Annotated in this window: 16 protein-coding genes; 9 read left to right on the top strand and 7 right to left on the bottom strand. The window is 65.1% G+C overall.

Annotated features, from left to right (window positions below; genetic code table 11):
- Positions 1-155: 155 nt before the first annotated feature.
- Both ACVC7O_RS01240 and ACVC7O_RS01245 read right to left on the bottom strand, forming a co-directional pair.
- Positions 156-1,358: an EAL domain-containing protein gene (locus ACVC7O_RS01240; RefSeq protein ID WP_458324292.1), complete on the bottom strand. Its 1,203-nt coding sequence runs from the start codon at positions 1,356-1,358 to the stop codon at positions 156-158.
- 128 nt (positions 1,359-1,486) lie between these two features.
- The gene (locus ACVC7O_RS01245; RefSeq protein WP_458324293.1) at positions 1,487-2,914 is read right to left on the bottom strand and encodes an aldehyde dehydrogenase family protein; all 1,428 of its coding nucleotides are present in this window, start codon (positions 2,912-2,914) and stop codon (positions 1,487-1,489) included.
- A 137-nt stretch (positions 2,915-3,051) separates the two neighbouring features.
- Here ACVC7O_RS01245 and ACVC7O_RS01250 point away from each other — a divergent pair, with 137 nt between their 5' ends.
- Both ACVC7O_RS01250 and ACVC7O_RS01255 read left to right on the top strand, forming a co-directional pair.
- Positions 3,052-3,705, top strand: coding sequence for a peroxiredoxin (locus tag ACVC7O_RS01250; RefSeq protein WP_458324294.1), 654 nt, complete (start codon positions 3,052-3,054; stop codon positions 3,703-3,705).
- Positions 3,706-3,830: 125 nt separating this feature from the next.
- Entirely contained in the window at positions 3,831-4,487 is a 657-nt protein-coding gene (locus ACVC7O_RS01255) for an HD domain-containing protein (protein WP_458324295.1), read from the top strand.
- A 49-nt stretch (positions 4,488-4,536) separates the two neighbouring features.
- On the opposite strand, the gene ACVC7O_RS01260 is transcribed toward ACVC7O_RS01255, so the two are convergent.
- The 4 genes from ACVC7O_RS01260 to ACVC7O_RS01275 are packed head-to-tail and all read right to left on the bottom strand — an operon-like array spanning position 4,537 to position 9,606.
- Positions 4,537-5,712: an acetate/propionate family kinase gene (locus ACVC7O_RS01260; protein WP_458324296.1), complete on the bottom strand. Its 1,176-nt coding sequence runs from the start codon at positions 5,710-5,712 to the stop codon at positions 4,537-4,539.
- Complete coding sequence (locus tag ACVC7O_RS01265; RefSeq protein WP_458324297.1) at positions 5,709-7,118, bottom strand: bifunctional enoyl-CoA hydratase/phosphate acetyltransferase; 1,410 nt, start codon at positions 7,116-7,118, stop codon at positions 5,709-5,711. Before ACVC7O_RS01265 ends, ACVC7O_RS01260 begins: the two co-directional genes overlap by 4 nt.
- Positions 7,108-7,881, bottom strand: coding sequence for an enoyl-ACP reductase FabI (gene fabI, locus ACVC7O_RS01270; protein ID WP_458324298.1), 774 nt, complete (start codon positions 7,879-7,881; stop codon positions 7,108-7,110). Before fabI ends, ACVC7O_RS01265 begins: the two co-directional genes overlap by 11 nt.
- A 3-nt stretch (positions 7,882-7,884) precedes the next feature.
- On the bottom strand, positions 7,885-9,606 hold the full coding sequence (locus ACVC7O_RS01275; RefSeq protein WP_458324299.1) for a PHA/PHB synthase family protein: 1,722 nt from the start codon (positions 9,604-9,606) through the stop codon (positions 7,885-7,887).
- 420 nt (positions 9,607-10,026) lie between these two features.
- On the opposite strand from ACVC7O_RS01275, the gene ACVC7O_RS01280 reads away from it, so the two are divergent.
- Genes ACVC7O_RS01280 through ACVC7O_RS01290 form a run of 3 tightly spaced genes read left to right on the top strand, consistent with a single transcriptional unit; the run spans position 10,027 to position 13,419 of the window.
- Positions 10,027-11,046 (top strand): ABC transporter substrate-binding protein, encoded by a 1,020-nt coding sequence (locus ACVC7O_RS01280; protein WP_458324300.1) that lies wholly within the window; start codon positions 10,027-10,029, stop codon positions 11,044-11,046.
- Positions 11,033-11,854, top strand: a complete 822-nt coding sequence (locus ACVC7O_RS01285; RefSeq protein ID WP_458324301.1) for an ABC transporter ATP-binding protein — start codon at positions 11,033-11,035, stop codon at positions 11,852-11,854. The genes ACVC7O_RS01280 and ACVC7O_RS01285 overlap by 14 nt, the downstream gene beginning before the upstream one ends.
- Positions 11,855-11,856: 2 nt before the next feature.
- Positions 11,857-13,419, top strand: coding sequence for an ABC transporter permease (locus tag ACVC7O_RS01290; RefSeq protein ID WP_458324302.1), 1,563 nt, complete (start codon positions 11,857-11,859; stop codon positions 13,417-13,419).
- Here ACVC7O_RS01290 and ACVC7O_RS01295 read toward each other — a convergent pair.
- Positions 13,416-14,471: a glycosyltransferase family 4 protein gene (locus ACVC7O_RS01295; RefSeq protein ID WP_458324303.1), complete on the bottom strand. Its 1,056-nt coding sequence runs from the start codon at positions 14,469-14,471 to the stop codon at positions 13,416-13,418. The genes ACVC7O_RS01290 and ACVC7O_RS01295 overlap by 4 nt on opposite strands.
- A 125-nt stretch (positions 14,472-14,596) precedes the next feature.
- Here ACVC7O_RS01295 and mdoH point away from each other — a divergent pair, with 125 nt between their 5' ends.
- From mdoH to ACVC7O_RS01315, 4 genes are all read left to right on the top strand, one after another.
- Positions 14,597-16,429 (top strand): glucans biosynthesis glucosyltransferase MdoH, encoded by a 1,833-nt coding sequence (gene mdoH, locus ACVC7O_RS01300; RefSeq protein ID WP_458324304.1) that lies wholly within the window; start codon positions 14,597-14,599, stop codon positions 16,427-16,429.
- 15 nt (positions 16,430-16,444) lie between these two features.
- Positions 16,445-17,053 carry a YceI family protein gene (locus ACVC7O_RS01305; RefSeq protein WP_458324305.1) on the top strand — a complete coding sequence of 203 codons (609 nt, stop codon included), beginning with the start codon at positions 16,445-16,447 and terminating at the stop codon, positions 17,051-17,053.
- Between the two features lie 216 nt (positions 17,054-17,269).
- Positions 17,270-18,418: an MHYT domain-containing protein gene (locus tag ACVC7O_RS01310; RefSeq protein ID WP_458324306.1), complete on the top strand. Its 1,149-nt coding sequence runs from the start codon at positions 17,270-17,272 to the stop codon at positions 18,416-18,418.
- Positions 18,419-18,508: 90 nt separating this feature from the next.
- Complete coding sequence (locus ACVC7O_RS01315; protein WP_458324307.1) at positions 18,509-19,363, top strand: FAD binding domain-containing protein; 855 nt, start codon at positions 18,509-18,511, stop codon at positions 19,361-19,363.
- Positions 19,364-19,392: the final 29 nt, after the last annotated feature.

The raw sequence follows: 19,392 nt of genomic DNA on the forward strand, positions 1-19,392 counted from the left end.
GCCGCCCGAAGCTGTGGCCCGGCGGACGGAACCCACCAGCGCGCTGCAGGTAGGCGAGCAGATGGCGGCGTCTTGAGGCCGAAGCGTCGCCCCGTGTCACATCTCCGGGGCGTGAACCGCCTGTGCGGTGGGTCTTGCCGCCTGTCGCCGCGCGGCTAAGCGACGTTGGACGTGGCCCCGCGCCCCGCGATGATTTCGGTCACCTCCTGCTCAGGGAGCGGTTTGTAGAAGTGATAGCCTTGGGCGAGATGGCACCCCAGCCGCTGCAAGCTCTGCACCTGCGCGTCGGTCTCTAGGCCTTCGGCGATCACATCAACCTCCAGATCGCGGCCCAGCTGGATCATCAGGCTGACGATGCTGTGCGACACCGGGTTGCTATGCGCATCGGCGACAAATGTGCGGTCGATCTTGAGCGCGGTGATCGGCAGCGATTTGAGATAGGCGAAGTTGGAGTGGCCGGTCCCGAAATCATCGATGGACACGCCGCACCCCAGGGCGCGCAGGCGCTGGAAGTTCGCCTCGGCAATCTCGAAATCATCGATCAGCGCCGTTTCTGTGATCTCCAGCCGGAGATGCGCGGGCGCGAGATCATTGGTGTCGAGCACGAAGGCCAGAAAATCGACAAACCCGGTGCGGACGATGTCCTTGCCAGACACGTTGATGGAGAGAAACAGCGCCTCGGGCGCGCCGTCCAGGGCTCTGAGACGCCGAAGCGCGGCACAGCCCTCGATGATGGCAAGCTCGGTGATCCGCTTGATCGAGCCGGTGGTTTCGGCGACGGGGATGAAGTGGTCTGGCGAGACCTCGCCCAGCTGCGGGTGCTGCCAGCGCATCAGCGCTTCGCACCCGATGATTGCGCCATCGGCCAGTTGCACGATGGGCTGAAAGACCAGCGAGAACTCGCCCCGGTCGAGCCCGCGCAGGATGTCGGTTTCGAGCCGGAATTGCTCGATCAAGTCGCCGGCATTCCGCAGCGTGCTTTCGGCAATCGGCACCGTGTCGGCGGTCGCAGCGGTCTGCCGCGTGAAGGTGGCCGCGAAGTTGATCGAGGTGTCGATACAGGCGCGCAGGATCGGGTCGATCTTCTCGAACCGGTTGTGGATGCGGTCGGCGGAAATGCGGTAGACCGTGCAAGCGGTCAGCGCCTCGACCGTCACGGTGCGCGGCTGGCTGGTGAGGATCGACAGCTCGCCGATAATCGCGCCCGCGCCGCGCCGTTCCACGTTGATCCGCTGCCCACCTTCGGTCCGGTAGAGGATGACCTCGCCGGTTTCGATCACATAGGCATGTTCGTTGGAATCGCCTTCGCTGTAGAGAATATCTCCGGCAGACAGGTGTATTTCCAAGACCGAGGTCATTCGGGCGCTTTCAGGCGAGGACGGTTGCAAGCATCCGCGGAACTCTCGCCCGAAAGTCTTTCCAAAGGACTTCCAAACCGGCACGATTTGCCGCCAAGTTTAAGAAATTTGTTGTCCGCGGTCGGGGGTTACTCCGCCGCCCAACCCGAGACCGCCTTGACCTCGAGGAACTCCTCGAGCCCGAAGGTGCCGCCCTCGCGCCCGTTGCCCGACTGCTTGTAGCCGCCGAATGGGGAGCCCTGGGCAAAGCCCTGGCCGTTGGTCTCGACCATGCCCGAGCGCAGACGGCGGGCCACGCGGCGGCGTTTCTCGTCATCTTCGGTCTGGATGTAGTTGGTGAGGCCATAGGGCGTGTCATTGGCGATCTGCACGGCCTCCTCTTCGGTCTCGAAGGGGATGATCGAGAGCACCGGGCCGAAGATCTCTTCGCGCGCGATGGTCATGTCGTTGGTGACATCGGCGAAGACGGTGGGCTTGGCGTAAAACCCGCGGTTGAGACCATCCGGGCGGCCGAGTCCACCGGCGACGAGACGGGCCTCGGACATGCCGGTCTCGATCAGCGCCTGCACCTTATCGTACTGCGCCTTGGAGACGAGTGGGCCGATGTGGCGGCCTTCTTCAGAGGCGGGCCCAACATGGGTGGCCTTGGCCGTTTCAGCGGCCATTTCAACGGCTTCGTCGTAGCGGGATGTGTGCACGAGCATGCGCGTGGGTGCGTTGCAGGACTGGCCGGTGTTGCGGAAGCAGCGGATGGCGCCCTGTTTGGCGGCCTTGGGGTGCGCGTCCTCGAAGATGATGTTGGCGCCTTTGCCGCCAAGCTCGAGGCTCACGCGCTTGAGCGTATCGGCGGCGGCCTTGGAGATGGCGATCCCTGCGCGGGTGGAGCCGGTGAAGCTGACCATATCGACCTCGGGATGCGCGGAAAGCTGGCTGCCGACGCCTGCGCCATCGCCGTTGACGAGGTTGAAGACGCCCGGCGGGAAGCCGGCCTCATGCACGAATTCGGCGAAGAGCAGGCCGGACAGCGGCGCAATTTCGGAGGGTTTCAGCACCATGGTGCACCCGGTGGCCATCGCAGGCACTGCCTTCAGGACGATCTGGTTCATCGGCCAGTTCCAGGGGGTGATCAGGGCGCAGACGCCAATGGGTTCGAGCAGCGTCTTTTCGGTGGCGGTGTAGTCGCGTTCGAAGCTGAAGTCTTCGAAAGCTTTCAGGAAGCCTTCCAGATGCCAGGAGCCAGCGCCGACCTGCTGCGCGCGGCTGAGGTCGATGGGCGCGCCCATCTCCATGGACATAGCCTGTGCCATCTCTTCGGCGCGGGCGTTGTAGATATCGAGCAGTTTGCGGATCAGCGCGGTGCGCTCCTCCTTGGAGGTCTGCGACCAGCTGTCGAAGGCGGCGCGGGCGGCGGCAACGGCGGCATCGGTGTCGACCTGATCGCCCAGCGAGATTGTCGCGCATTGCTCTTCGGTCGAGGGGTCGATGACGGCAAAATCATTGGGTGTGGCGGGTGCAACCCACTGGCCGTTGATGTAGAAATCGCGTTTTTCCAGCATGGGGTTTGTCCTTCGTGTCTGGGCTTGGGCGCAGTCTGTCACTGCCAAGATGGGTCCGCAAGAGAGGGGATGAAACCCCGACCCGATGCGATTAAGTTAACGCCACGAGTCACCATAGCATTGCACCGGAGGACACCATGGGCTTGCGCATCAACGACACCGTTCCGAACCTGACCGTCGAAACCGACCACGGGACCCTTCAACTGCATGACTGGATCGGCGACAGCTGGGCTATTCTGTTCTCGCACCCCAAGGATTTCACCCCCGTCTGCACCACGGAATTCGGCGCTGTGGCACAGCTGGCCGATGAGTGGGAGAAGCGCGGAACGAAGGTGATCGGTGTGTCGGTCGATGGTGTCGAGGACCACAAGAAGTGGAAGGGTGACATCGAGAAGGTGGCCGGCGCCAAGGCCGGGTTCCCGATTATCGCGGATGATGGGCTGGAGGTGTCGAAGGCCTTCGACATGCTGCCCGCCGAGGCCTATCTGCCCGATGGCCGTACGCCCGCGGACAGCGCTACGGTGCGCTCGGTCTTCATCATCGGGCCAGACAAGCAATTGAAGCTGAGCATGACCTACCCGATGACCGTGGGCCGGAACTTCGCCGAGGTGCTGCGCGCGCTTGACGGGTTGCAGACCTCGATTGGCAAGGGCGTGGCGACGCCTGCGAACTGGAATGTGGGCGACGATGTGATCGTCCCTCCGAGCGTGTCGGACGAGGACGCCAAGGCGAAGTTCGGCGAGTTCACCGCCGTGCTGCCGTACCTGCGCACGATCAAGGCGCCTGAATAGGGGGCCATGGGGCGGCGGCGCCCTGCGCCGCCTCGGTCAATCCAAACAGCGCAACCGGGCACGGGGCGCCTGACGACGGGGTGCATCGCATTGCGGCTCGGCGCCCCTTCTGACATGAGCGGGTCATGGATATCACCACGCGCTTTTCGCCATATGAGACCATCGCGAGACAGCTTTTGCCACACGCGCTGGAGGTGACGGATGATGCGTCGCATGACGTCGCACACCTGCTCAGGGTCTGGAAAAACGTCCAGACGATCTCGGAGGTGGAAGGGGGCGACGGGCGGACGCTGATCGCCGCGACGCTGCTTCATGATTGTGTTCATATCCCCAAAGATTCGCCTCAGAGATCCTCGGCCTCCCGTCTGGCGGCGGAGAAGGCGCAGGGCGTGCTGGCGGGCCTCGATTGGGCGAGGGATGTCTCGGACAACGTCGCCCATGCCATTGAGGCGCACAGCTTTTCGGCGGGCATTGCGCCCCGGACGCTGGAGGCCCGGATCTTGCAGGATGCCGACCGTCTGGACGCCATCGGTCATATCGGGATCGCGCGGTGTTTCTATGTTTCAGGCCGCCTGGGACGGGCGCTTTATGATCCGGACGACCCTTTGGGCGCGGCACGGGATCTGGACGATCTGACCTATGCCATCGACCATTTCCAGACCAAGCTTCTGCAATTACAGGGCTCGTTCCAGACACCCACGGGGAACGCGCTTGCGGCCAAGAGGCACAAGGTCGTGCAGGACTTCATGGAGGGCCTGCTGACGGAAGTTGCGGGCGACTGACACCCGCTGCCGGTGGCGCGGCACCAGTGCCCCGCTCCAATGCGGCGTCTCAAGAAGCGCGCTGGGCGGTCTGCCACAGGGCCACATTCACCGCGCTGGCGATGATGCGCTCTTCGTCCGTCGGGATCACCATGACCCGGGTGGGGCCGCTGTTGATCTCGCGCGCGTTCTCCGCGTTGCGCGCGGCGTCGATGGTGATGCCGAGGTACTCCAGACCCTGGACAATACGGTGCCGGATGGGGGCCGCGTTCTCGCCAATGCCGCCGCAGAAGACGAGCGCGTCGATCCCGCCGAGGACGGCGGTGAGCGCGCCGATCTCGCGCCGGGCCCGGAAGACGTAATAGTCGATCGCCTGTGCCGCCTCGGGCTGGTCACAGCTGAGCAAGGTGCGCATATCGCTGGAGAGGCCCGACAGACCCAGAAGGCCGCTTTGCTGGTAGAGCATCTTCATCACGTCACCAGGCGCGATGCCCTTCTGTTCGATCAGGTAGAGCACGACGCCGGGGTCGATCTGGCCGCAACGGGTGCCCATGGGCAGACCGTCGAGCGCGGAGAACCCCATGGTCGAACCCACGCTTTTGCCATCCCGCACGGCGCACATCGAGGCACCATTGCCCAGATGCGCAATCACCAGACGGCCGGCGTGAAGATCGGGGTAGTCCCGCGCGATGACGCCCGCGATGTAGTCGTAACTCAGCCCGTGAAACCCGTAGCGGCGGATGCCTTCGTCGTAGAGGTGGCGGGGCAGGCCAAAGGTGTCGTTGACCCAAGGGTGGTCGCGGTGGAAGGCGGTGTCGAAACAGCCGACCTGGATCGCGTCGGGAAAGGCCCGCCGTGCGGCCTCGACACCGGCGAGGTTGTGAGGCTGGTGCAGGGGCGCGAGCGGCGAGAACTCGGCCAGCGCGCTCAGCACATCCGGGGTGAGCACCATCGGTTCGGCGTAGTTCGGGCCGCCATGCACGATGCGATGGCCGATGCCCGAGATCACCAGCCCCGCCAGATGCGGCGTGAGCGCATCGATGACCTGCGCGAGGGCGGCGGCCTGGGTGAGCGCGCTGATCGCGGTGCTGGTCTTCTCGCCATCCTGTTCCAGCACAAGCCGGGCGTTGGTGCCGAGGCCATCGACCTGCCCGGTGAGCAGCATCTCGGGCTCGGGGGCGTCGCGGTAGAGCCCGAATTTCAGCGAGGACGAGCCGGTGTTGAGGGTTAGGATCGCCGTGGTCATCGGGTCACCGCCGCGTTGAAGAGCCCGGCAATGGCGGCGGAGGCGACACGCGTGCGCCGGTCATCCGCGCGGCTGGTCAGGATGATCGGCACCTGTGCGCCCAGCACGAGGCCCGCCGCCTCTGCCCCGGCAAGATACATCAGCTGTTTGGCGATCATATTGCCCGCCTCCAGATCGGGGGCGACGAGGATATCCGCCTGCCCGGCCACCGGTGATGTGATCCCCTTGGAAGCCACGGCGCGCATTGAGATCGCGTTGTCGAAGGCCAGAGGGCCGTCGAGCACACCGCCCGTGATCTGGCCGCGATCGGCCATCTTGCACAAAGCGCCGGCCTCGACGGTGGATTGAAGCCGCGGGGTGATGGTCTCGACCGCGGAGAGCAATGCGACCTTGGGCCGGTCGATGCCAATGGCGTGGGCCAGCTCAATTGCGTTCTGCACGATGTCCGCCTTGGTCTGCAGGTCGGGGGCGATGTTGATCGCGGCATCGGTGATCAGCAGCGGCTTGGGGTAGGTGGGCACATCCATCACGTAGACGTGGCTCATCCGGCGTTCGCTGCGCAGCCCGGTGGATTTGGCCACCACCGCCGACATGATCTCATCCGTGTGCAGCGCGCCTTTCATCAGTGCCCGCGCGCGGCCCTCGCGCACCAGCGCCACCGCACGTTCGGCGGAGGCATGGCTGTGCGGGGTGTCGATGAGCTCGAGCGCGCTGATGTCCAGCCCGGCTGCCTCGGCGGCCGCTTTGATCCGCGCCTCGGGGCCGACCAGAAGCGGCTGGATCAACCCGAGGTCAAAGGTCTGCAGCGCCGCCTCGAGGGCTGTGGCATCGCAGGGGTGCACGATGGCGGTGGGCAGCGTGGGCAGCTTGCGCGCCTCGGCCAGCAGCCGGTCGTAGCCACCGCCGCGCTTGTGCATGACGAGGTCGGGCATCACCACCCGGGGGCGTTTGATCTTGCGGTCAGGGGCGATGACCGTCGCGGTGCCGGTGATCACCGGCTTGCCATCGCCATTGGTGCAGAGGCATTCGAGCGTGAGGCGCTTTTTCTCCACGTATTTCTCCGTGACCGTCACCCGCACGGTCACCGTGTCGCCGATGCCCACGGGTTTGAGGAACTTCAGTGTCTGGTCGAGGTAGATCGTGCCCGGGCCGGGCAACTGCGTGCCGAGCACGGTCGAGATCAGCGCGCCGCCCCACATGCCATGCGCGATGACCTTGTGGAAGATGTCGGCTTCGGCGAATTCCTCGTCCACATGGGCGGGGTTCACGTCGCCGGAGACGGCGGCAAAGGCGTCGATGTCCTGGGCCGAGAGGGTGCGCACCAGCTCGGCAGAATCGCCCACGGCGATGTCATCGAAGGGGCGGTTTTCAATGTAACCCATGCTGGGGCTGATGTCAGACGACATGGTGGCCCCCGTCGATATAGGCGGTGTTGCCGGTGACCGAACGTGCGAATTCGGAGACGAGACAGGCCGCCATCGCGCCCACCTCTTCGATGGTCGTCAGCCGGTGCAGGGGCGCGCGTGTCTTGGCGTCGTCGATCAGCTTGTCGAAATGCTCGATCCCCGAAGCTGCACGGGTCTGCAGCGGGCCGGGCGACATGGCGTTGACGCGGATGTTCTTGGGGCCGAGCTCCACCGCAAGATAGCGGGCCGTGGATTCGAGCGCCGCCTTCACAGGGCCCATGATGTTGTAGTTGTCCACGACCTTCTCGGCCCCGTGATAGGAGACCGTCAGGATCGTGCCGCCCTCCTGCATCAGCGGCTCCGCCCGCTTGGCGAGACGGATCAGGGAGTGGACCGAGATGTCCATGGCCAGCCCGAACCCTGCCTGCGAGCAATCCACCACGCGGCCATGCAGATCGTCGCGCGGGCAGTAGGCGATGGAGTGCACGAGGAAATCGAGCCGCCCCCAGCGGGCGCGGATGGCCTCGAAGACGGCATCCATCTGGCCGGTGTCGGTGACGTCGAGGGGCAGGAGCAGATCGGCCTCGACACCCTGTGCGACGGGTTCGACAAACCGGCGCGATGTTTCGGTCTGATATGTCAGGGCAAGATCGGCGCCCGAGGCGCGGAAGGCGCGCGCGCAGCCCGCGGCGATCGAGTTTTCATTGGCCACACCCACGACCAGCCCCTTCTTGCCAGCCAGGAACGTTGTATTGGGCAGCATCGCTTACTCCATTTTGACATAGGTTCCGGGCGCGTCCTCCAGCGCGCCGCTCATCTTTGGCGGGGTGATCTTCTGCCCGGACTGCGCCGCCAGCCAGGCCGTCCACGCGGGCCACCAGCTGCCCTCCTGCAGCTGTGCGGCTTCGATCCAATCCTCGGGCGTCAGGGCCTTGTCCTGATCGCGCATGGTGTGGATGCGGAAGTGGCGCCGCTTGTGCCCCGGCTCCGAGATCACACCGGCATTGTGCCCGCCATTGGTCAGCGCGAAGGTCACATCCGCATGGCCGAGGTTATGGATCTTGAAGACCGATTTCCATGGGGCGATGTGGTCGGTTTCGGTGCCGACGCCAAAGACCGGTATGCGGATATCGCGCAGCGACACGGCGTGGCCGTGCACATGGTAGCGCCCGGTGGCGAGATCGTTGTTCAGGAACATCTGCCGCAGATACTCCGAGTGCATCCGCGCAGGCATGCGGGTGCTGTCGGCGTTCCAGGACATCAGGTCGTTCATCTCGGCCTCGCCCTGGCCGAGCAGGTATTTGCGGATCATCTGCGACCAGATCAGGTCATTCGAGCGCAGCATCTGAAAGGCGCTCATCATCTGGTCGGCTTCCAGATATCCCTGCGCGGCCATTACATCCTCGAGAAAGGAGACCTGGCTTTCGTTGATGAAGAGCATCAGCTCGCCCGCTTCGCTGAAATCGGTCTGCGCGGCGAGCAGCGTCATGCTGGCGAGCCGCGCATCACCATCGCGCGCCATGGCCGCCGCAGCAGCGGAAAGAAGCGTGCCGCCGAGGCAGTATCCGGCCCCGTGGATCCTGGTCGCGCCCGTCGTTGCGCCGATGTGATCCAGGGCAGCCATCGGCCCCTGGTGCAGATAGTCGAGCATGCCGAGGTCCGCATCCTCGGCCCCCGGATTGCGCCAGGAAATGGCGAAGACCGTGAAGCCCTGTTCGGTCAGATAGCGGATCATCGAATTCTCGGGGCTGAGATCGAGGATATAGTATTTCATGATCCACGCCGGGACGATCAGCACCGGCTCGGGGTGCACCGTTTCGGTTCGAGGGGCGTATTGAATGAGCTCCATGAGATGGTTGCGGAAGACCACCTTGCCGTCGGTCACCGCAACGTCGCGCCCGACCAGTTTGCTGGGCGGTTTGCGTGTGCCCTGGAAGGCCTCTTGCATGTCGGCAAAGGCCCGCACGGCACCCCGGACGAGGTTCTGGCCGCCGGTCTGCAGGGTGCGCCCCAGCGCCTCGGGGTTGGTTGCGAGGAAATTGCTGGGCGCGATGGCATCCAGCATCTGCCGCACCAGAAAGGTCATTGCCGCGTCGTGAGCCGGGGTCAGCCCAGGCACGTCCGACGTGGCCGCATCGCAGAACTCTTCCGCCAGCAGGAAGGCCTGTGCCCCGGCGGCGAAGGGCGCCCTGGCCCAGCGGGGGTCGCGAAACCGGCGGTCCCCCGATTTTGGCGTCGTGGGCCAGTCTTCGGGGGCGGTGGGGCAGCCTTTCGCCACGTATTGCAGCCAGTTGAGCCAATTCTCCTGCGCCTTGCGCGCAAGGGCGATCTGCTTGTCGGGCGCCGTTGCGAAATGCAGGGCCCAATCGTTCAGCATACTGAGAGTGGACACGGGCGAGGTGCCCAGTGTCATTCGGGCGATGGACTTCCGAAGAGGATGGTCCGCAGCGCCGCGTGACCGCGGGCTGGCGATGTCGAGATCTTTCATGTTGCGCACCTGAAGTAATCGGTTTCCCCTCGTAGGTAGGGGCCGAACATCACAAACATGCGACTTCTGTCCCGGACTGCAAGAGCATCTGGTCGCAGGCTGCCGCGAGGGCATGGTCGCGCGGCAAAATTAGGCAAGTGTGCGCGCCTTTCGGCGCCTCAAGCGGCGCGCTTTTGAGCACCGCGCTGTTCAAAACCGCGTGAAGGCAAAGCCCTGCAGGGGTGGCCGTTTGGCGCGGTGCGGTGCGGCGTTTGCAGGCGGAGCCCGTGAAAACGGGGCTTTGGGGTGGCAGAAATCGGCCAGTGGCACGTCAGGCCATGTGTGTCTTTGTCGCGCCTGGCCGTCTTGGTGGACTTTCTGCTTCTTTCCTGCGCGCTGACATGTTTCCTTGGGACCGTCAGAAAAACGAGAGGCTGATCAATGGCAAGAAAAACCATGCAAACGGCGGGCCTGTCGCGGCGCAGGCTGCTGCAGTCAGCGGGCGCGATGTTGGGTGCCGCCGGCAGCCTGCCCCTGGGGGCTGCACGGCTGGCGGCGGCGACGCCGGTCAATTTTCAGCTGTCCTGGCTGCACTCGGTGCAGTTTGGTGGCAGCTATATCGCCGACGCCAGGGGCTATTGGGCTGACGAGGGGCTCGATGTGTCGCTGTCACCGGGTGGCCCCAATGCGCCGGTCGAACCGCCCGTGGTGACGGGGTCGGCGCTGGTTGGTATTTCGGCGGCGGACTATACGGCGGCGGCCGTCGAAAACGGGGCGCCCTTCAAGATCCTCGCCGTGGCGATGCAGAAGAACCCCTTTGCCATATCTTCGCTGCCCGACAATCCGGTGGAAACGCCCGCCGATCTCGCCGGGAAGTCCATCGGCATGGCAACGGCGAATACGCCTGTGCTGAAAGCCCTGTGCGATCTGAACGGGGTGGACATCAACGACATCGAGATCGTGCCGACCCAATATGACGGGGCGCCGTTGCTGGCCGGGCAGGTTGACTGCCTGCTGTCGTGGTCGACGGACCTGCCGGTTGCCATGGTGATGCAGGGGGCCGAGCCGGTTGTGATGCTGCTGGCCGATCACGGGTATGCGGTGCACTCGCAGACCTACATCGCGACGGACGACAGCATCGCCAACCGCCGTAGCGAGCTGGTGGCCCTGCTGAAAGGTGAGGTGCGTGGCTGGAACGATTACCTTGCGGATACGGATGCCGCGGCGGAGCTGACCATCGAGCGCTATCCCGATGCGGGGCTCGATCTGGAGACGCAGAAGCTGCAGGCTGAACGGCAGGTGCCGCTGATGTTCTCGGAGCTGACCGAGGCCGAGGGGTTCGGGTGGTTCACCGAAGACACGGTTGCGGCCAATGTCGAGACGCTCGCGCTGTTGGGCCGGTCGGTGACGCCGGAGCTCTGGGACCGCAGCATTCTGGAAGAGGTGCATGCCAGCGGCTAATCTCGCGCCTTCCGCCCCCGGGACATTGCTTGACATTCGGTTGGACGCCGTCTCGAAGGCGTTTCATGGCCCGGGCGGGGCGCTGCCGGTCGTCGACCGCGTCACGCTGCATGTTCCGGGGGGCAGCACCACGGCGCTTGTTGGCCCTTCGGGATGTGGAAAATCCACCGTTCTGCGGTTGGTCGCGGGGCTTGACGAAGCGGACGAGGGCAAGGTCACCATCGAGGGTGCGGTGCCGACCCTGCGCCGTGCGGAAAAGGCGCTGTCGGTCGCTTTTCAGGATGACGCGCTGCTGCCCTGGCGGACGCTCGAGGGCAACATCGCCCTGGCGCGCCGGTTGGCCAAGATGCCGCCCGCGCCCGAGCTGGTCGCCTCGCTGATCGACCGGGTGGGTCTTGCGGGGTTCGAGAAAAAGCGCCCGGCGGAGCTTTCGGGCGGGATGCGTCAGCGCGCGGCTATCGCCCGCAGCCTTGCCACCTCGCCGCGGGTGCTGTTGCTGGACGAGCCCTTCGGCGCGCTGGATGCACTGACGCGGCGACGGTTGAACATCGAATTGCCCCCCGTCTGGGGGGAGGGGCAGACCACGGTGCTGGTCGTCACCCATTCCGTGGCCGAAGCGGCCCTGCTTGCGGATCGCATCGTGGTGCTCTCGCCCCGGCCCGCGCGCACCGTGGCCACCATCGAGGTGCCGCTTCCGCGACCGCGCCGCGCGGAGATGATCCATCAACCGGCGTTCATCGAGGCGGTGCGGGCCACCGAGCATGCCCTTGCACAGGCGGATCACGACGCTGCCGGGGCAGACGCCTAGACATGGCAGAGCTGCGCGCCCTCGGCCCCCGGTTGCGGGGCGGTCTAGCGGTACTCGGGGCACTTGCCATCTGGGAGCTGTTGGCACTGGCGCTTGATGGTTCGTTTTTGCTCGCAGGTCCGGTGGGGGTTCTCAGCCATATCGCCGAGCACGCAGCCCTTCTGGGCCGAGCGCTGATGGCCACCTTGCAGAGCGCCGCGCTGGGCTTTCTCTGGGGCAATCTGGCGGCCATCACCCTCGCTGTCCTCGCAATCCTCGTGCCACCGGTCGAGCGGCCCATCCGCATCCTGTCGCTCGTCATCTTCTGCCTTCCGCTGATTGCCACCGGGCCGATCCTGCGCGTGCTCTATGGTCCCGGGATCGGCCCGCAGGTGACATTGTCGGCGTTGAGCGTCTTCTACACGACGCTGATCCCGCTGCTGGCCGGGCTGCGCGCGGTGCCGCGCGTCTGGCTTGATCTGGTCGAAAGCTACGGGCGCGGGCGCCTGACGGCGCTGGTCGAAGTGCGAGCTATGGCCTCTCTGCCCTATCTGGTCGCGGGCTTGCAAATCGCCGCCCCCGCGGCCTTCCTCGGCGCGCTGATCGGCGAGTTTACCGGCGCGGAGCGTGGCCTTGGTGTGCTGATCCTGCAAGCGATGCGCAGCCTGGATACGGCGGCAACCTGGGCGATTGCCAGCGTGGCCGCCACCGTGTCGATTGCAGGCTACGTGCTCGCGGGCCAGCTGTTGCGACCGCTGTGGGCGGATGCACCGCCGGTTTTGCTGGTGCCTGCATCCAAACCGGCGAAGGCAAAGCGAGTTCAGGGCGTTGCGGTTGCTCTGTTTCTGGTGCCGGTGATCCTGCTGCTCTGGCAGGGCGCGATGAACGCGTTCGATCTCAGCCCGTTCTTTGCCAAGCGGCCTGCGGACATCTGGGCGTTTCTAGCGACCCACCCGGAGGCCGCCGCGCACCGCGCGACCCTGTTCGGGGCGCTGGGACAGACCGTCGCCACCGTGGTGCCTGGATATTTCGCGGGGCTGATCCTGGGGGCCGTGCTTGCAGCGCTCTGCATCCTGCTGCCACGGCTGGCCTCTGCCGTGCTGCCGCTGGCGGTAACACTGCGCGCCATTCCCATCGTGACGACAGCGCCGCTGATCATATTGTGGTTGGGCCGGGATGGCGGCGGCGTGGTGGCCATTGTCGCCGTCATGATCTTCTTTCCGACGCTGATCGCCTGTCTGCATGGGCTGAGGCTGGTGCCGAAGGCGGTTGTCGATGTGTTCGACAGCTATATGGCGGGGCCGTGGAACCTCTTGATCTATGCGCGGGTGCCGGCGGCCTTGCCCGCCCTCTTTGCCTCGGCGCGGATTGCCGTGCCCGCGGCGGTGCTGGCCGCAACCGTGGCCGAGTGGTTAGCGACGGGCACAGGGGTCGGGAACCTGATGGCGCTTGCGGCCTCGACGTCGGATTACAACATGCTGTGGAGCTCGGTCGTCGCACTCACATGCGTGGCCGTCGTGGCCCATGCGCTGGTGGCTCTGGCAGAGCAGGCGATCTTCCGACGCTATGCGCCGGAGCAGCTTTAGGGCTGCGGCGCGATCCGGGCGAGTACTGCGCTGACGATCCGCGCGGTGTCCTCCCAATCGGGCAGGGACCGGCCCGCGCGGGCCGATGCCGCGGACATCCTGCGCCGCATGTCGTCCTCTGTCAGGAGCCTGCGGAGCGCTGTGGCAAAGGCGGTGCTGTCTCCGACAGGGACAAGATTCCCGGCATCCGGCGGCACCGTATCGGGCACGGCGCCACCATCGCAGGTGACGATGGGCAAGCCGTGCACCATGGCCTCGGCAAAGACCATGCCATAGCCCTCGTAATGGGTGGCCAGCGCAAAGATAGATGCGCTGGCGTATTGTGCGGCCAGATCGTGGGGGGAGAGTGAGCCCGTAAAGCGCACCCTGTCTTTGAGCCCGAGGCTGTCGGCCAGCGCGCGCAGTTCCGCGCCATAGGCGGGATCGCCCGCGCGACCGACGATGCTGGCCGTCCACGGCAGGTCGGTCAGATGTGCCAGCGCGCGCAGCAATGTGTCGTGCCCCTTGCGGGGAACGAGCTGTCCGACAGCGAGGATTTCGGGCACTTCGGTGCGCGGGGCGGGCGAGGGGGCGGGCCGCAACACACCGGGGGGTGCGACGGTGATGCGGCTGTCCGGTACGCCAAAGTCCTGGGTCAGGATCTCGGCGGTGTGCGGGCTGGGCACGATCACATGCGCCGTGCGGGCCAGGTTGGCCTGTTCGCTGCGCATCAGATCGGCGGCGCGCTCCGGGGCGAGACCGGTCTCGTAGGCCAGCGGGTGGTGGGTCACCGCGACGAAGGGCGCCTGCATCTGTGCCAGCTGATCCGGCGGTAAGGCACCGCTGAGAAATCCGTCGAGGATCACCGGGCGATCGGCCGGAAGGGCGGCGAGCCTGGTCACGATCTCGTGCACAACGCGGGCGGTCGGATGAGGAAAGCCGCCCGGCAGCGCCAGATGCGTGACATCCCAACCCACCCGGCGCAGCGCCAGGAGAAGCTGTTTTTCGTATATATATCCGCCAGTTAGAGTGTCGATATCGCCAGGAATGGCGAAGGTGGCCGCGCGCGTCACGAGAGGACGGGCATGAGCGGAATGGTGCCAGATGCTGTCTCACCCCGCCGTTCCAACGAAAATGTCACTGGACCCTCTTCATCTAAGCACCACGTAACAGCCGCATGACAAGGAGTAGGAGTGGGATGGTTTCAGTTCAAGACCCCGCGGAGCACAACGAGATCGCAGACATGGCCCCGAGGCTCGTCGATCCGCTGCCTGACGATCACGCGGCCCGCGCACCAGCCACACCCCGCTCCATCACACGTCGCCGCCAGTTCGTGCTGGCGCTGAACCTTGTGACCATCGGGCTGCTGTTTGCGGCGATGGTGAAGATCCTGTCCTTTGGCGGTCTGACGGTGGGCGAGTGGGTGATGCTTGTTGCCTATGGTGTGACGCTGCCGTGGTTGTCGATCGGCCTCTGGAACAGTGTCATCGGCTTCGTGCTCGACCGGCAATACGGCGCGCAGGCTGCATCGCATGTGACACCGGCTTTGCGTCGCGTGACCGGTGCTGAGCCGATCACCAGCAAGGTTGCAATCGTGATGCCGCTGCGCAACGAGGACCCGTCGGCATCGCTGAGCCGGTTTACCGGTGTGCAGCGGGCGCTGGCGCAGACGCCATGGGCCGCGCATTTCGCGTTCCATGTTTTAAGCGACAGTGACCGGGCCGACATTCTGGTGCGGGAAGAGGCGGGAGTTGCCAAATGGCGCGCCGCCGCACCCGAGGCACAGATTTCCTACCGTCGGCGCGAAGACAACGTCGGCTACAAGGCGGGCAATATCGCGGAGTTCCTGGAGCGGACCGGCGAGACCTATGACTTCTTCATTCCGCTGGATGCGGACAGTGTCATGGGGTCCGAGGCGATCCTGCGTCTGGTTCGGGTGATGCAGGCGTCCCCCGAGATTGGCATCCTGCAATCGCTGGTCACCGGGTTGCCGTCGCGGACATTCTTCACCCGCGCGTTTCAGTTCGGCATGCGCCACGGTATGCGCTCCTACACGCTTGGCTCGGCCTGGTGGCAGGCCGATTGCGGGCCGAATTGGGGACATAACGCCATCATTCGCACGGCGCCGTTCAAGACGCATTGCATGATGCCGGTCCTGCCGGGGAAAGGGCCGCTGTCGGGTCATATTATGAGCCACGATCAGCTTGAGGCGGCCCTGATGCGGCGGGCGGGCTATGAGGTGCGCGTGATCGCCGAGGAAAGCGAAAGCCATGAGGAGAACCCGCCGAGCCTTGCGGATTTCATCCGACGCGAGCTGCGCTGGTGCAATGGCAACATGCAGTACATTCGGCTGCTTGGCCTGCGCGGTCTGGCGCCGGTCAGCCGGATGCAGCTCTATCTCGCGATCCAGATGTATCTGGCGGCCCCTGCCTGGATGCTGTTCATCATCATGAGCGCGGGGCTTCTGGCCTTGCCGTCGCAGTTCGAAGGGATGCCGATCTGGAGCGGGCTGGCGCTCTTTGCGGTGCTGATGACGCTGAACCTGATGCCGAAGCTCATGGGCCTGGGCCAGGTGCTGGCCGAGGAGGGGCGGGCGCAGGCCTATGGCGGGCGCAGGCGCGTGGTGCTGGGTGGTCTGGCCGAGATCGCCTTTTCCATGCTGACAGCCCCGATCGTCGCCTTCGGGCTGACGGTGTTCCTGGCCGGGCTGGTCTTCGGCAAGCGCGTCGGTTGGGACGCGCAGCAGCGCAGCCGGGAGCGGTTGCATTGGGGTGAGGCGGCCCGCGTGCTCTGGCCGCAAACCGTCGCGGGCGTGGTTTTGACGATCTGGCTCGCCAGCGTCGCACCCTGGGCGCTGGCCTTCGGCGCGCCTGTGCTTCTGGCGATGAGCCTTGCGATCCCGATTGCCGTCGTGTCGACTGGCCCTGCCTTGAGCCGCTGGTCGATGTCCCAGGGTCTGTTCGATATTCCCGAGGACCGTCACGAAGACCCGCCTTTGCTGCATCAAGACCTGCAGGCCGATGCAGCCTGATATGGAGATTTGAACATGCGCACATCTTTCCCGAAATCTCTTTGCCGCAACCTTGCGATGGGGGTGCTGTCCGCCGGGCTGATCGCGCCCGCCGCACGGGCCGATATGGCAACCTATGAGATCGACCCTGATCATACGACCGTGGCCTTCACCATCATGCATGCCGGTTACGCGAAGACCCTGGGTCGATTTGCCGATGTCGAAGGCAGCTTTGCCTATGATGAGGAAACGCAGACCCTGTCAGACGTCTCTGTCACCATCGAGACGGCCAGCGTTCAGACCTGGCACGAGGCGCGAGACAACCACGTGAAGTCGGACGACTTCCTCGCCGCCGAGGCGCACCCGCAGATCACCTTTGTTGCCACCGGTGGGCAGCCGATCTCGGAGACCACGGGGACCGTGACCGGTGATCTGACGATCCGCGGTGTGACGCAGCCCGTGACGCTGGATGTCACCAAGAACCTGCTGGCTGTCTATCCCTGCTGTCATCAGAAAGAGACCGTGGGCATCTCGGCGACGACAACGATCCTGCGCAGCGATTTCGGCAGCACCTATGCGCTGCCCGTGTTTGTCGGTGACGAGGTCGAGATCATGCTGGAGTTCGAAGCGATCCGGCAGGAGTGAACGCGGACCGGCTTTGCGACCAAGGTGAACCCGCTCATCTGGCGGGTGGGTGATGGCCTTGACGCACCGAGCATGTGACGGGATGGGTCAGCTCGCGCGATGACGCGGTAGCCCACCCGCTGGTGCGCACGCTCCGGCCCGTTTCCGGTCGGGCCTTCACGCCACATCACGGCTTCTGCATTTGCCAAATGCCCGTTCCTTGGGCATTTTGATCCCATGCAGTTTCTGCCGTTTGCGCACAGCACATTTCTGGTAATCATGTCCTGCGTCGTCGCCCTTGCTGCGGGGTTCACAGGCTTGTCGCTCACGCGGGATCTGTCGAAACGACCGGTCTTTCAGAAGAAGGCGTCGATCACGCTGGCCTCCGTTGCCCTGGGCGGCGGGATTTGGGCGATGCACTTCGTCGCGATGCTCGGCCTGCAGCTGCCAATCCTCTTCTACTATGACGCGGCGATCACGCTGGTCTCGGCGCTTGTTGCGATCCTGATCGTGGGCGCCGCGCTACTCCTGTTGCATTTCACCGAACGCGGCCCGCGCATCCTGACGGCAGCGGGCGCGGTGATCGGCGTCGGCATCCTGGTGATGCATTACATCGGCATGGCGGGGCTTGAGCTCTGCCGCGCCGTCTATACGCCGATGGGCGTGATCGCCTCGTCGGTGGTGGCGATCGGGCTCTGCATCCTCGCGGTCTGGGTGGCCTATGGCCAGCGGACCAACCGCAACATCCTTCTCGGCACGCTCTGCTTTGCGATCGCGGTTTGTTCGGTGCACTTCCTGGCGATGGCGGACACGCGCTTTGTCGCGGTTCCGGGCGTGTCGGAGTTTGGCCCCGCGATGAGCAATGAGACCCTGGCGCTCGGGGTGATCTTCTTCAGCTTCGTGATTTTCGGCGCCTGTCTCTGGGTCAGCGTCACCTATCTGGTTGCCCCGTCGTCGGAGCAGGCCCCTGCCCCTGCCACGGCTCCGCCCGCGCCCGCCGCTGCTGCGCCGCGGCTGCAAATCCCTTGTGAGCGGGAGGGCAGCAAGGTGTTTGTGGCGCCGAAGGACGTGCTCTTTGTCCGCGCCGACGGGCATTACACGCAGGTCTATACACAGACCGAACGGCTCTTTTGCGTCTGGCCGGTGACCGAGGCAACCAAGCGCCTGCGGCCCGCCGGATTTCTGCAGACCCATCGGAGTTATCTGGTGAATCCCGACCACGTGGCGCGGTTTGAGCGGACCAAAGACAAGGGGCGCTGTATCTTTCACGGCGACGATCTGCCGCCCGCGCCGGTGAGCCGCTCAAAGCTGAAGGTGATCCAGGATGCGCTGGCCGCGCAGGTCGGCGCAATTCGTGCAGGAGACGGCGCAGTTCGTGCAGAATAGCCGTTTTTCGTTGATTTTCTGAAGCCATCGCCCGGGCTCTGTGCACTCCTTTCAGGCAGCCAGAACATTTGCTTGAAGGGAGGAGAGCCGATGATTCCAGCGGCATTCGAGTATTATCGACCAAAGGATATGGACGGTGTCCTGTCGATCCTGGACGAACACGGTGATGACGCGCGGGTCATGGCGGGCGGTCACAGTCTGATCCCGATGATGAAACTGCGCATGGCCGATGTGCCCCATCTGATCGACCTGCAGGATGTGGGCGGCCTTTCGGATATCGAGGTGGGCTCCGACAGCATCAAGATCGGCGCGATGGTCACGCAGGCCGATATCATCGATCATGACGGGTTGGCCGCCGCAGCGCCAATCCTGCGCGAGGCGGCCTTGCAGATTGCCGACCCGCAGGTGCGTTACATGGGCACGGTGGGCGGCAATGTGGCCAACGGAGATCCGGGCAACGACATGCCGGGGCTGATGCAATGCCTCGACGCCACCTTCACGTTGATCGGCTCCGCCGGAGAGCGGCAGGTGCCGGCGCGCGATTTCTATGAGGCGGCCTATATGACCGCGCGCGAGGATGACGAGGTGCTGACCGGGGTCATCCTTCCGCTGCCGAAGGGCGGCTATGCCTACGAGAAGCAAAAGCGCAAGATCGGCGACTATGCGACCGCTGCGGCAGCGGTGCAGATCGTGAAGGACGGGGGCACCTGCGTGGCGGCGGCCATTGCGATGACGAACTTGAGCGACACGCCGGTCTTTTCCGAGGCTGCGGGTGCGGCGCTGGTGGGCTCATCGGTGGATGATGACGCCTTGCGCGCCGCCGCCGATGCGATGCTGGGTGACATCGACCCCACGGAAGACAATCGCGGCCCGGTCGCGTTCAAGAACCATGTGGCTGGCGTCATTCTGCGCCGCGCCATCGCACGCGCTTGGTCGCGCGCCTGAGGGAGAACCGCCCTCAGACCGCGACGCGG

The organism is Roseobacter cerffii (assembly GCF_054226325.1).